The sequence below is a fragment of the Fulvivirga sp. M361 genome (genome assembly GCF_007097395.1).
GTDB lineage: Bacteria > Bacteroidota > Bacteroidia > Cytophagales > Cyclobacteriaceae > Fulvivirga.
Window position 1 is genome coordinate 111,040 of sequence record NZ_VKDC01000012.1, and the last position, 12,773, is coordinate 123,812.

The following is a 12,773-nucleotide window of genomic DNA, read 5'->3' on the forward strand; positions in this document are numbered from 1 at the left end:
ACGTCAGTTGCACGTTATTTATCGCCTCTTTGTCCCATTGATCGTTTCATTCTTTTGTGACCAGTCATTCTACCAGCATGACTATCAAAAAACAGGCGCTGCTCTTCCGTTAATTCAGCTCTTACTTTTTGACGATGTGCTACTGCTACCTTCATCATTCGGATTTTTATCACACCCATCTCGTCAACCAGTTTGTTAAGATCATTCAAATTGGTTTTTTCAGTGGTAGAAAGGGTGTTGAGTCTGGCCTCTTTTTCACGTAGCTGGTTTCTCAAAGGAAGCATTTGCTTCTGCATATCCACTCTCAAATCATTCAGCTTTTCTTTTTGAGTATCTGTCAGATCGGGTATTTGGTCTAATAGTGCACCTCTCCGTGAAACATTATCTCTCATTCCCCGGCCCCTCTCATGCTGCTGAGCATAAGTAGTTGTAAATGCCGATATCATGATAAATAATATGGCACCCGTCATTAATAATTTTGAGTTTTTCATAACATTATTTATTTAGTTCAATGTTTTGGATGCCATCCAACTGAAAAACTTGCGGCTACAACTAAAATAAAACTGAAAAATAGTAGTAGCACATAAACAGGCAGGCGATTAACTTTATTAAACTACCCAATAAAAACCCAACAAAAGAGCCCCAGGCAGCCTTAAGCGCTTGTTTTGAATTTTTACCTGCCACATACTCACCGATCAACGCACCTAACAAAGGTCCCACGATAATTCCTACCGGGCTGAAAAACAGGCCAATGATCAATCCTGCGAAAGTGCCTATCACCCCCAAACGGCTCCCTCCATACTTCTTTGTACCATATGCCGGGATGATATAATCCAACACGGTCACTGCAATAGTGATGAGCAGCCAAATGACCATGAATTTAGTGGAGAAAGGCGCTTCCGAACGCAACTGTAGCAGTAACAACCCGGTATACGTGATCGGCGGACCGGGAAGTATTGGAAGAAAACAGCCTATGATGCCTACCAGCATTAAAATTCCCACAATAACAAACAATACAATATCCATACTTCTACTATATTAGGACAGTGGACATCAAAAAAGAAATTCTTAAGGAACATTCCAAACAGCAGGTTGTTAAAATCGCCAATTATATAGCAGACGATAAAGAGCGGTTTGAGGAATTATTAGACCTTCTATTAGATCAGGAATATAGGATAAGCCAGCGGGCGGCCTGGGTAATGAGTCATTGTGTTGACACCCATCAGCACCTGATAGTACCGCATTTAAAAAAGGTAATTTCAAATCTTAGAGGCCCTATACCTGTAGCTGTTACCCGAAATACATTGAGAATACTTCAATTCATTGAAATTCCCAATGAGCTACTAGGTGAAATGGCAGATATTGGCTTTAAGATCATGGAATCTGGCAATCAACCTATAGCTGTAAAAGTTTTCGCCATGACTGTACTGGCTAATATTTGTGAACAAGAACCGGAACTCAAAAATGAACTGGCACTCTTAATCGAAGACCAGATGCCCTACGGATCCGCTGGATTTAAAAATCGAGGGGGAAAGATCCTAAAAAAACTCAGAAGCCGGGCTTAATTCACCTGCTGCTCGGTCATGTTAAAACCAAGCTCTGCGAGCTCCTGTAAAATAGGATCATAAATCTCCTTTTTTATAGGGATTTGAACACCTGGTTGATCAATCTTGCCTTCCATTATAAGCCGGGCGGCAATTCCCGCCGGTAAACCTACTGTCTTGGACATAGCAGTACTACGTGAATCATCTCCTACAGCAATCAATGTACTGTTAATCTCTTTTTGAACACCGTTTTCAAGGTAAATAAATTTGTGCCACATAACAATCATATCTTTATCCTCTTCCTTCAGCGTCCATTTCTTCTTCAGGATGTGTTCAAGTAATTGCGCAGGAGTGCCATTATCTAACCCTATTTTGGTATCATCAAACATGCCTGCCCATTTTAGCCGATACATTTCCGGGCCATCCAGATCTACTCCCATGTAATGCGCCAGTTTTAACTCTACAGAATCAGAAGGGTTGTATGACAGGAATGAGTTAATGAAATCCCTGTGTGTCATATCACCCACAGCTTCCATCTCATAAGTATCATCTGTAGCGCCTAGCTGAACAAAAATATTCCAGGCACGACAAAAACCCGGTCTCCTGAAAGTCCCACGATACATAGTTTTAATATCACGAAGTCCATATACGTCAAGGTATTTTAAAGAATCACGGTTAGCGTATCCTTCGAAATAGCCATAACCTGGTATATGGACCTGCTCCGTTCTACGAAAAAGTCTGTGATATGGAATGTATTTGGACTTTTCTTCCTGTATGAATTTAACAATACCCTGACCTGCCAATACCACGTTTCTTGGGTTCCAGGTAAATTTATACTCCCAGGGATTTTCCTGATCTGCATCTGGCGCCAACAATCCTCCGGTAAATGTCTCGAAACCGATAAGCTGTGAACCTGCGTGCCTGATCTTATCAATCACCTTCATCGCCGACATATGGTCAATACCCGGGTCCAACCCACATTCATTCAATAAGGTCACTCCTTTTTTCCTGGCATCTGCATCAAGTGCACGCATCTCATCGCTCACATAGGAGGCCGTGACAAGGTTAACACTATGTTGCACACACAAGGTAGCTACCAAAGGATGAAAACGTGCCGGCAACATAGAAATTACAATGCCGGCCCGGGCAATTTCCTGCTCCCGTTGGCTTTCATTATGGATATCAAACTGAAATGCTTCACCAGAAGACTGTGGCGGGCACTTCTCTCGGGCCGACTCCAATGAATAATCTCCGATTCTCACTTTCCAGCCATCACTGGCATGGCCTAACAGATAGGTTATCAAAGAGGTAGCAGACCTTCCGGCCCCAAGAACAAGGATTGTTTTCATATGATCCAAATGTATATCAAGGGCGACCAAGATAAAAGATTTGTCAAGCTTATTTGGCAATAATCATACATAATATTTTGATGCCCGATATCTAGTGTTATATTGCAATTATTTGACAATAAATGGATGTTAAAAGTCTATGGAAGGTTTTAATACCTACACAAATGAAGGCACTCTCGATCCATATTTTTTAAAATTGATCAACCGTGCAAGAAGTGTTACTAATTCAAGTTATTCCCCCTATTCCAATTATCGCGTAGGCGCAGCTTTGTTACTGGAAAATGGACAAATTTTAACAGGATCAAATCAGGAGAATGCATCATACCCTGCCGGTTTATGTGCGGAAAGAGTAGCCTTATTTTATGCTGCTTCATCGTATCCTGATCAGGTGATCAAAGCTGTAGCTGTTGTGGCAAGAAGCGCCAGGGAAACAGAATTTAAGCCTGTATCTCCTTGTGGAATCTGCCGGCAAGTGGTTTTGGAGTATGAAATGAAACAAGGTGTTCCAATTCAATTGATTTTTCAAACACAAGACAAGCAGTGGATCATCACTAAAAATAGCAGGGTATTACTTCCCTTTTGCTTTGATAGAGATAATCTGTAGGCACATCTATTAAGAGTATAATATTTAACAATAAATTGTAATTTAGTCCATCTCGGTCTTTAGTATTCAGGCGTTAATATGAAATTTGATCTCCGAAACCTTAGTATAAAAGCGCAGGCGTTTGTTATTTTTGGCGTTCTCACCTTATTGTCGATCATCAATTTTCTGGTATTGAACGATGCTGTAAGAAGGCATCAGACAGCTTCGCAAAAAATGGATATTGCGGGAAAAACCAGAATGCTATCGCAACAAATTGCATTGATAGCAAATCGTATTGATGGAGGTGATGACGATCTGAAAAATGAATTAAAAAAAGCAATAGACGAACAAGAAAACATTCTGGGTGCATTTGAATTTGGCGGTAAAGTACCTGGATATAATTCTACTATGGAGCCTCTCACCGGCGCTGCAAAAGCTAGTTTGTTAAAAGTTGTGAAAGGCTGGAACACCTATAAAGTAAATCTCGAAATACTTTTAGGTGCCCGACAAGCTCCCAACCAAAAAACTAATTCGGATGAAAATAACCAGGATTGGGACATTGCTACGTCAAAAGAAGAGGCGTTAGGCTTTATCAATAAAAATTCTGAGACGCTGCTCAGGGATTGCAAGGAAATGGCAAAGACCATATTAAGCGAATTAGAAGAAAAGGGCAGTCGGCTGAACTATTCCCTCATTTTCTTTTTGGGAGTTAACCTTGTCATTTTAATGATAATTGTTTTCACCATCATCCATTACTTTTTCAAACCGTTGAAAAACATCAGTGATACTGCCAAAAAAATAAGCGAAGGTGATCATGAGGTAATTTCTCAATATGCCTATACAAACGAGGTAGGCTATATTTCCAATACGCTTAACGAGATGGCCAAAAGCTTAAGAAGTGCGACGGCTTTTGTTGAAAAAATCGGAGACGGAAATCTTGATGAGCAATTTGAAGGAGCAAATGAAGATGAGCTGAGTAAAAACAGCCTGATAAAAGCGCTCATTACCATGCGTGAGCAAATGAAAGAGGTCAGGGAGGAAGAGCAAAAAAGGAAGTGGTCCACAGAAGGGTTGGCGCTGTTCTCAGACATATTACGTTCTACAGACGTTGATTTACATGAACTTGGCAGAATAATAATTGCCAAACTCGTTGAGTATTCCGGTGCTAATCAGGGTGGGTTGTACCTGCTGAATGAAGAAAGTGAAAAAAAATTAGAATTGATCGCTCTTTATGCTTACGACCGGCATAAATACGATGAAAAAGTAATTCGTTTGGGAGAAGGACTTATAGGACAGACTTTTCTTGAAAAGAAAACCACCTTATTGCTTGAAATACCAGAGGATTATATTCGTATAGGTTCCGGATTAGGATATGCCGAACCTAAATCGATCATTATTGTTCCGTTGATGGTCAATGAAGAAATCTTCGGTATAGTAGAACTAGGCTCTTTTAAAAAGTTTGAGCCTTTTGAAATACAGTTTGTAGAAAAATTGGGAGAAAACATAGCCTCTACCATTTCCAGTGTAAAAGTTAATCAGCGCACGAAACAACTTCTCGAAGAATCTCAACAGCTTACGGAACAGATGCAGGCCCAGGAAGAAGAAATGAGGCAAAATATGGAGGAGTTAACCGCGACTCAGGAAGAAATGCAACGCACAGAATTAGAATTATATTCACAGCAAACTGCTATTAATGCCAATGTGGGTATTGCAGAATTTGGTTTGGACGGAAGGTTAACTACAGCCAATGCTACTTACATTCAAAACCTGGGATACGTTAAAGATGAACTTTCAGGCATGTACTTTTCTCAGATCACACCTAATGCCGAATTATGGGACAAAGTAATTAAAGGACATGAAGCAAAAGGGTGGTATGAAAAAGCCAAAAGAACAGGCGAACAGGTCAAAATGCAATCTACGTTTGTATTGGTTAAAACTGAATCAGATAGCAGAGTAGTAGAATTAATCACAGAGTTCGACTTAGAAAATGTTACTGTAGAGAAAAGTAATGAAAGCGAAATAGATGATCTGTTACGTCAACAACTTGAAGAGCTCAACATCACTCAGGAACAGATGGATGAACAAATGAGGGCCGTTGAAAGTAAGTTCCAGGTTTTTGATAACAACCTCTTCTATCTTATTTGTGATCATAGTGGTGCCGTAATTGAGGTGAATACCAGGATCAAAAACACCTTCAATATTGAAGGTCAAATCGGGTCAGAATTCAACTTAGACATCATTTTCGAACAAATAGAACTCGATGAAGGTATAAAAACAGCTTCTTTGAAAAATAATCAGGTACCTGTGGAGGTAATTGTAAAAGTATTAGAAGAAAAAGAAGGAGTTAAAACCTTTTTAGTACTTTGGGACTTAAATTAATTTAGTATAAAAAAAATTCATTATTATACTATTTATCAAGCACATCAGAATTTCTGTATGATATAATGAAAGATATTGACATAGCTGATCTAAGGAAGATAACAGAGCTCGTAAAACTAAAGCATGGGTATGATTTCACTAATTACGCCATGTCGTCTTTTAAAAGACGACTTGTCAGAATATTAGAGCTATACAACCTTAGTATTGAAGCATTAATCCGTAAGCTGCAAGAACCTTCTTTTGTAGAAGAATTCCTCAATGAAATCACAGTTAACGTGACCGAAATGTTTCGTGACCCTTCTTTTTGGAGAGTTTTGAGGGACGACATTATTCCAGGCATACTATTAAATCATAATAAGATCCGGATATGGCATGCAGGATGCTCATCCGGAGAAGAAGTTTTTTCAATTGCAATTTTGTTAAAAGAAATGGGTATTCTCCACAATGTACAGATCATCGCTACTGATTTGGATACCAATATTCTTGAAAAAGCTAAATCAGGTTCATATAACATCAAAAGTATGGACCTCAATGAGAAGAATTACATCCGATTTCAGGGAACCGGGTCTCTCAAAGATTATTACAAGGAAGTAAATGGTAAGGCGATTATGGATGAATCACTACTCATGGACGTATCATTTAGAAAGCATGACCTGGTAAAAGGTGATATCTTCAATAAGTTTGACCTCATCTTGTGCAGAAATGTCATGATATATTTTAATCAAACCTTACAGAACAATGTCCTAAAGAAATTTCATGAAAGCCTTTTCAAGTACGGATACCTGGCAATAGGATCTAAGGAATCTCTTATTTGGTGTGACATAGCCAATAAGTTTATTGTTGTAAACAATGAAGAAAAAGTTTATAAGAAGATCAAAGACTAAGCGCAACAGCATACTTAGGGGATGAATAAATTTAAACTAAATAGCAAATACAAGGCTGTAGTTATTGGAGGTTCTGCCGGAAGTTTTCAGGGAATTGTAAAAATACTTTCTAACTTACCCCCCAACTTCCCGCTACCCATTATCATGTGCTTACATCGTCTGAAACATGTTAGAAATGGTTTTGTTGAAGCCCTTTCGCTTAAAAGTATCGTTGAAGTAACTGAACCTTTTGATAAAGAAAACATAAAAAAAGGAAAAATATACCTGGCTCCGGCAAACTACCATATGAGTGTGGAATTAGGTCATTATTTTAGCCTGTCAACAGAAGAGATGATCAACAACTCGAGACCAGCGATAGATATTACACTGGGAACAGCGGCTTATGTATATCGTGACAAATTAGTAGGCATTCTACTATCAGGGGCCAATAAAGACGGAGGCCTTGGTATGAAATATATTAAGGACCGCGGAGGCATCACCATTGTACAGGAACCCTCCGAGTGCATGATAGATACCATGCCCAGGGCAGCGATGAATGCCACTAATATCGATCATGTGCTCAAGATTGATCAGATCGTACAGTTTTTAAAGGAATTACATAAACATTACATTTCATGAGGTTTGATAACAGAAAATTAGGCTTATCACTTGTATTGATATACATTGTTTGTGCCATATTCGCAGCATATGTTTCTTTCAGTCTGTCAGATGAACTTGTGACGTCAGGCGTACTAAATTTGTCAGACCTGTCTGCCGGAGAAGATTTTTTCTTAAAAATGTATTTGGCAACAAGTCTTACATTATTGATTGGGCTGGGCAGCCTTGTATATCTGTTGAATAACAGAACAGAGGATGTTATTTATGTTGAAAAGAAAAAAGAGAAATCGACTCAATCCAATGATGAAGATAACGACGACGATTATCATGATCTGGACATAGGTCAGATCAGGGAAATCGCTGAGAAGGGCAAGTCGGACCAGAGTCAGTTGATTCAGGATATATTAAATGCTGTTTGTAAGGAGTTAGAAGCTGGCTTGGGCGCATTTTACGTCGCTCGTAAAGAGAACGGCAATAGACAACTGGACATGACCGCTACTTATGCACTTGCTCTTGGAGAATCACAAAAGCCATCTTTTGAATTCGGTGAGGGGCTTGTCGGCCAAGTAGCTTCGGAAGAGAAAGTAATTAACATAGATGATATTCCGGAAGGTTATATTAAGATAGTATCCGGACTGGGTCAGTCTACGCCCAGATATTTATTGATCATTCCTGTTAAATTGGAGAAAACACTCTATGGAGTGGCAGAAATTGCCTCATTCACTCAGTTTGATAAAGGAATAGTATCCAGTGTAGAAAAAGCATTTAAAGTAGCCATGGAACAGTTATTGACTGAACCAAAAGCGCCTAAGAAAAGTAAAGGTGCTGCTACAAATAAAGGAAGTAAAGAATCATAAAAACATCGATTGCGCATGTTCAGAAGATTGAAAATAAGCACAAAAATAACAGGCCTTGTTCTCATCATGGTGGTTATGACGCTCATAGCCATCAGCTATATATCTTTCACACTGAGCAAACAGGCTATACGTGAAAGGTATGATGAAAGCCTGATCGTTTTGACAAATCACAACGCAGACAGGCTGGATAGGTACTTTGGTCAGATCAAGGCTAACCTTGAATTTGTCATTAAAACTAAAACCATAAAAGATGGAGCAAAATCTCAACCGCAAACTCAGACCGCCTCATTGAACTTCTTTTCTGCCCCCACAGACGACCCCTTTGCCGTAGGCGACGACTCCTTTGTTGCCGAGGATCAAAGTAACTCCGGAGAAGATCCCGGTTTCGATACTGTTCCTGCAGAACCAGAGGTCAGTTACGATGTCAATGGGTTTCTGAGTGATATAAAAGCCGCACAGGGATATGCAGATATACTTATTACAGAACCTAATGGAAAGATCACACATAGCACCAATAGTAGCATAAAAAGCGGAGATAATTTTACAGACCCAACAGGACAAACGATCACTGAGGTAAAAAAAGGACTGCATTTCAGTCAAATTGTCAAGGTTGAAGACAAGTACTTTATGTACGCGGGTCTTCCTATTTCGAAAGATGATACCCAAAGCCCTTTATTTCTTGTTCGAATTGACGTGGCGCAGATTTACGATATGGTGGAAGATACTGTTGGACTGGGCGCTACCGGAGAGGTAATCTTGTCCAAGCTGGATCCCTCCAGTAAAAAGGTTAGCTTTTTAAATCCTTTAAGAAACCGTGAAAGTAGTACGCTCTTTTGGAAAGACCTCGGCGAAGCAGAAGTTTCACTAGCGGCTAAAAGTATCATGGAAGAAGCTGGCTCAGGTATGGGTACTGATTACAGAAATCAACGGGTACAGGCAGCCTGGTCTCAAATACCAACCGTGAACTGGGGCATTTTAACCAAAATTGACGACTACGAAATCTCAAGGGAGATCAATACATTAAGTATGCAATACCTCATAGCCGGAGCCATGTTATTGGTATTGGCCGTGCTTGGTTCATTACTTTTTTCACGTCACGTAACCAATCCACTAAATTCATTAAAGACCACATTGGAGCTGGTAGGAAACGGAGTACTACCTGAAAATGTAACTCAAAAATCTAAAGATGAAATTGGCCTGATGGCACAAAGTGTTAATTATCTGGTACAAACACTCAAAAAAACCGCTCGTTTTGCACAGCAGATCGGCGAAGGCAACTTCGACGCCAATTTTAAGCCTATTAGTAATGACGATGCATTGGGGAATGCGCTTGTAGGTATGAGGGACAACCTGATTGAAGGCGAAAAAAAGGATAAAGAACGTACCTGGATCGTGACAGGTGTAGCAGAAATTGGCGAGATACTTCGTGCCCATGATGAACTTGAACAACTAGGGGACGAAGTCATTCAATATATAATAGGTAAAATAAATGCCGTTCAAGGGGCATTTTATGTCGTCAATGATGATGACGATGATGAAAATTACCTGGAGATGAAATCTAGCTTTGCTTATAACCGAAAGAAGCACCTTAAAGCGAATTTCAAGTTTGCCGAGGGGCTGGTAGGTCAGGCAGCGGCAGAAATGGACACCGTTTTAAGAACGGAGATCCCTGATGACTATGTATCTATCACTTCAGGTATATTGGGTGATCAAAAGCCAAGCGCTATCCTTATCGTACCGCTTATAGCGGAAGAAAAAGTATATGGTGTACTGGAATTTGCCGGTTTCATCAAATTTGATAGCAGCAACGTCAAATTCGTGGAAGAGCTCAGTGTTATACTGGCAAGAACGGTATTCAATATAAAAATCAATGAACGTACACGTAAACTGCTGGCTGAATCACAAGCGATGAGTTCCGAGCTCCAGGAAAAGCAGGAGATCTTACGCCAAAATGCAGAGGAAATGCAAGCCACTCAAGAGGAATTGCAAAAATCAAACGCTAAGCTCGAAGAACAGATTGAAGAGGTTAACAGAACCCAAAAAAGAATGCAGCTTCTGCTGGAAAATGCTTCTGAGGTGATCACGATCTATGAAGAAGATGAAACCATACGATATATTAGTCCATCTGTAGAACCTATTATGGGGTATACTCAAAAAGAGATGATGGGGGTAAGTGATGTGGACAAAGTTGGCGATGAGTTCAAAGATGCATTTAAAAACATGTTCAAGCATTTAATAGATTATCCTGAAGAGCAGGTAACTATTCAATACGAGTATAAAACGAAAGAAGGCACTTACATCTGGATTGAATCTACAGGTACTAATTTCATGTCAAACCCTGCCATCCATGGTATGATTGTCAACTCACAGGATATTACTCAACGCCGACGTGCTGAACAAGAGCAACGTATGAGGAGTAAAATGCAGGCACTCTCTGAAAACTCTCCTGATTTGATCACTCGATTGGAAAAAGAAGCCATTTCTTATATTAATCCGGTCATAGAAGAATATACCGGGCAAGCTCCGGATAATTACCTGCACCACAAGTTTGATGAACTGGACCTCAACTCAGCCGTGTTAGACAAATGGCTTGAAATAGTGGAAGAGGTCAATTCTACGAATGACAAGGTGGCCACGGAAATGGATTTTCCTTCTGAAATGGGGGATAGGATCATGCAGGTGAATGCCATCCCGGAATTCGATGAAAATGAGCTGTTAGAATCTGTTTTAGTCGTATCTCATGACATTACCGACCGTAAGGTGATCGAATTAGAGATACAAAATAAAAACAAAAAGATCGCAGATAGTATTAATTATGCAAAGCGTATTCAAAATGCTATACTGCCCAATAATACTGTCATCAATCGTATATTACCAGATTCATTTATCTTGTATAAACCCAAAGACGTGGTGAGCGGTGATTTTCCATGGTATGTCCAAATGGGGGAAGATATCTATATGGCTGCAGTAGATTGTACCGGACACGGTGTTCCCGGAGCGTTGTTATCATTGATTGGATATTTTCTACTCAATGACATCGTACGTAGTAGAAAAGTATCTGACCCGGGACTGATCCTAGATCAGCTGGATGAAGGAGTGACCTCTACGCTACGACAAGATCAGGATGATTCGAAAACGAAGGATGGTATGGACATTGCTCTTTGTAAGATCAATACCAAAAATCGGAAAGTCGAATATGCAGGTGCACATAGGCCCTTGTACATCATGAAAAAAGGTGAGATGGAAGAAATAAAGGGTAATAAGTTTGCCATAGGCGGAGGGATATATAAAAACCAGACCAACTTCACTAATAGTACGATCAGTCTGGAAAAGGGTGATTCTATTTATTTCTGCTCTGATGGCTTCCCTGATCAATTCGGGGGCCCTGAGAACAGAAAATTCGGACCAAAACGAACACGAGAATTAATTACCAAGATACATCAAAAAACAATGAAGCAAGCTTACAAGATCTTCGATAAAGAGTGGGAAAATTGGAAAGGTGAAGAAAAACAAACTGACGATGTTTTATTAATAGGTATAAAATTTTAGACATATTGATTAAATGCGTATTTTGGAGGAATCAAGCGAAATCCTTCATTTATCATCAAAGAACTCAAGGAATTACGAATAAATTAAATAAGACCTTATGAAGTATATTTTCGATTTGCACAAAACCATGTTGGACAACCATCTAATATTGGTTTACGAGGGCGAATTCACACAGGAAATAACCAAGTCTGTATTGGCAATGGCTGAAAGAAACATGGATTCATCTGGTGAAGAGTCTAGCATCAAAAGAAAGGTATTCAACGTTATGGTTGAATGTCTTCAAAACATTGTTAAACATGCGAACGACGTTCAGAACAATCACTCTGCCATTTTCATGGTAGGCAAGCAGGAAGATGAATATCTTGTGGTATCGGGCAATTCAATTGAAAAAGCGGGTATCGATGATCTTAAAGAAAAGCTTGATCAGATCAATAGTCTTGACAGGGATGGATTAAAAACTCTTTACAAAGACATTATAAAAAATACTGAAATATCAGACAAAGGCGGAGCTGGTCTTGGTTTTGTAGATATGGCTCGTAAATCCGGCAATGCATTGGAGTACGAGTTTTCTCCCATTGACGACAAAACTTCTTTTTTCTGCCTTAAATCATCTATTTCAAGGGTCTAACTACTACAACGGCTTAGATTTTTTAAACAACATTCAAATGGAAATATTAAATTTAGAAGGAACAGAGGATACCCCAAAAATCATTCTTGATCAGGGTAATGGAATCTTTGAGATTTCCGGAAGGTCCTTACCAGAAGATTCTGCAGAGTTTTATCAGCCTGTATTGGATTGGATATCAGAGTATTCTAATTCTCCTAACCCTTCAACTGAATTTACCTTTAAACTGGAATACTTCAATACTGCTTCATCAAAACTAATTTTAGATGTTTTATCTGCATTAGAAGATATCGATGGTATGTCTATCATGTGGTACTTTCATGAAGATGATGAAGATATGGAAGAAGCTGGTGAAGAATTTTCGGAGTTGGTTGAGATCCCCTTCGAATTCAAAACATATTAAAGC

12 protein-coding genes are annotated in these 12,773 nt (G+C 39.4%); 9 read left to right on the top strand and 3 right to left on the bottom strand.

Features of this window, described 5'->3' with window-relative positions; genetic code table 11:
• Positions 1-14: 14 nt before the first annotated feature.
• Entirely contained in the window at positions 15-491 is a 477-nt protein-coding gene (locus FNH22_RS15185) for a Spy/CpxP family protein refolding chaperone (RefSeq protein WP_143399259.1), read from the bottom strand.
• 61 nt (positions 492-552) lie between these two features.
• The gene (locus tag FNH22_RS15190) at positions 553-1,026 is read right to left on the bottom strand and encodes a DUF456 domain-containing protein (RefSeq protein WP_143399260.1); all 474 of its coding nucleotides are present in this window, start codon (positions 1,024-1,026) and stop codon (positions 553-555) included.
• 20 nt (positions 1,027-1,046) lie between these two features.
• Here FNH22_RS15190 and FNH22_RS15195 point away from each other — a divergent pair, with 20 nt between their 5' ends.
• Positions 1,047-1,565 carry a hypothetical protein gene (locus FNH22_RS15195; protein WP_143399261.1) on the top strand — a complete coding sequence of 173 codons (519 nt, stop codon included), beginning with the start codon at positions 1,047-1,049 and terminating at the stop codon, positions 1,563-1,565.
• Here the strand turns inward: FNH22_RS15195 and FNH22_RS15200 are convergent.
• Positions 1,562-2,893, bottom strand: a complete 1,332-nt coding sequence (locus FNH22_RS15200) for a saccharopine dehydrogenase family protein (RefSeq protein ID WP_143399262.1) — start codon at positions 2,891-2,893, stop codon at positions 1,562-1,564. The two genes, FNH22_RS15195 and FNH22_RS15200, sit on opposite strands and share 4 nt — an antisense overlap.
• Positions 2,894-3,032: 139 nt before the next feature.
• Here FNH22_RS15200 and cdd point away from each other — a divergent pair, with 139 nt between their 5' ends.
• The 8 genes from cdd to FNH22_RS15240 all read left to right on the top strand — a co-directional run bounded on the left by cdd (position 3,033) and on the right by FNH22_RS15240 (position 12,770).
• Positions 3,033-3,497, top strand: coding sequence for a cytidine deaminase (gene cdd, locus FNH22_RS15205; protein WP_143399263.1), 465 nt, complete (start codon positions 3,033-3,035; stop codon positions 3,495-3,497).
• Between the two features lie 78 nt (positions 3,498-3,575).
• Entirely contained in the window at positions 3,576-5,855 is a 2,280-nt protein-coding gene (locus FNH22_RS15210; RefSeq protein ID WP_143399264.1) for a GAF domain-containing protein, read from the top strand.
• A 65-nt stretch (positions 5,856-5,920) separates the two neighbouring features.
• A complete protein-coding gene (locus FNH22_RS15215) occupies positions 5,921-6,739 on the top strand; it encodes a protein-glutamate O-methyltransferase CheR (RefSeq protein ID WP_143399265.1) in 819 nt (272 codons plus the stop codon).
• A 21-nt stretch (positions 6,740-6,760) separates the two neighbouring features.
• Positions 6,761-7,357 carry a chemotaxis protein CheB gene (locus FNH22_RS15220; protein WP_143399266.1) on the top strand — a complete coding sequence of 199 codons (597 nt, stop codon included), beginning with the start codon at positions 6,761-6,763 and terminating at the stop codon, positions 7,355-7,357.
• The gene (locus FNH22_RS15225; RefSeq protein WP_143399267.1) at positions 7,354-8,193 is read left to right on the top strand and encodes a GAF domain-containing protein; all 840 of its coding nucleotides are present in this window, start codon (positions 7,354-7,356) and stop codon (positions 8,191-8,193) included. The genes FNH22_RS15220 and FNH22_RS15225 overlap by 4 nt, the downstream gene beginning before the upstream one ends.
• Before the next feature lie 15 nt (positions 8,194-8,208).
• Positions 8,209-11,742, top strand: coding sequence for a PAS domain S-box protein (locus FNH22_RS15230; protein ID WP_143399268.1), 3,534 nt, complete (start codon positions 8,209-8,211; stop codon positions 11,740-11,742).
• 97 nt (positions 11,743-11,839) lie between these two features.
• Entirely contained in the window at positions 11,840-12,370 is a 531-nt protein-coding gene (locus FNH22_RS15235) for a SiaB family protein kinase (protein ID WP_143399269.1), read from the top strand.
• A gap of 37 nt (positions 12,371-12,407) precedes the next feature.
• Positions 12,408-12,770 carry a DUF1987 domain-containing protein gene (locus tag FNH22_RS15240; protein ID WP_143399270.1) on the top strand — a complete coding sequence of 121 codons (363 nt, stop codon included), beginning with the start codon at positions 12,408-12,410 and terminating at the stop codon, positions 12,768-12,770.
• The last annotated feature ends 3 nt before the right edge of the window (positions 12,771-12,773 follow it).

Excerpts from the sequence above, each read along its gene's own strand:
- FNH22_RS15235 (WP_143399269.1), top strand. The coding sequence starts at position 11,840 with ATGAAGTATATTTTCGATTTGCACAAAACCATGTTGGACAACCATCTA.
- FNH22_RS15225 (WP_143399267.1), top strand. The coding sequence starts at position 7,354 with ATGAGGTTTGATAACAGAAAATTAGGCTTATCACTTGTATTGATATAC.
- FNH22_RS15215 (WP_143399265.1), top strand. The coding sequence starts at position 5,921 with ATGAAAGATATTGACATAGCTGATCTAAGGAAGATAACAGAGCTCGTA.
- FNH22_RS15185 (WP_143399259.1), bottom strand. The coding sequence starts at position 491 with ATGAAAAACTCAAAATTATTAATGACGGGTGCCATATTATTTATCATG.
- cdd (WP_143399263.1), top strand. The coding sequence starts at position 3,033 with ATGGAAGGTTTTAATACCTACACAAATGAAGGCACTCTCGATCCATAT.
- FNH22_RS15200 (WP_143399262.1), bottom strand. The coding sequence starts at position 2,893 with ATGAAAACAATCCTTGTTCTTGGGGCCGGAAGGTCTGCTACCTCTTTG.
- FNH22_RS15190 (WP_143399260.1), bottom strand. The coding sequence starts at position 1,026 with ATGGATATTGTATTGTTTGTTATTGTGGGAATTTTAATGCTGGTAGGC.
- FNH22_RS15210 (WP_143399264.1), top strand. The coding sequence starts at position 3,576 with ATGAAATTTGATCTCCGAAACCTTAGTATAAAAGCGCAGGCGTTTGTT.
- FNH22_RS15220 (WP_143399266.1), top strand. The coding sequence starts at position 6,761 with ATGAATAAATTTAAACTAAATAGCAAATACAAGGCTGTAGTTATTGGA.
- FNH22_RS15230 (WP_143399268.1), top strand. The coding sequence starts at position 8,209 with ATGTTCAGAAGATTGAAAATAAGCACAAAAATAACAGGCCTTGTTCTC.
- FNH22_RS15240 (WP_143399270.1), top strand. The coding sequence starts at position 12,408 with ATGGAAATATTAAATTTAGAAGGAACAGAGGATACCCCAAAAATCATT.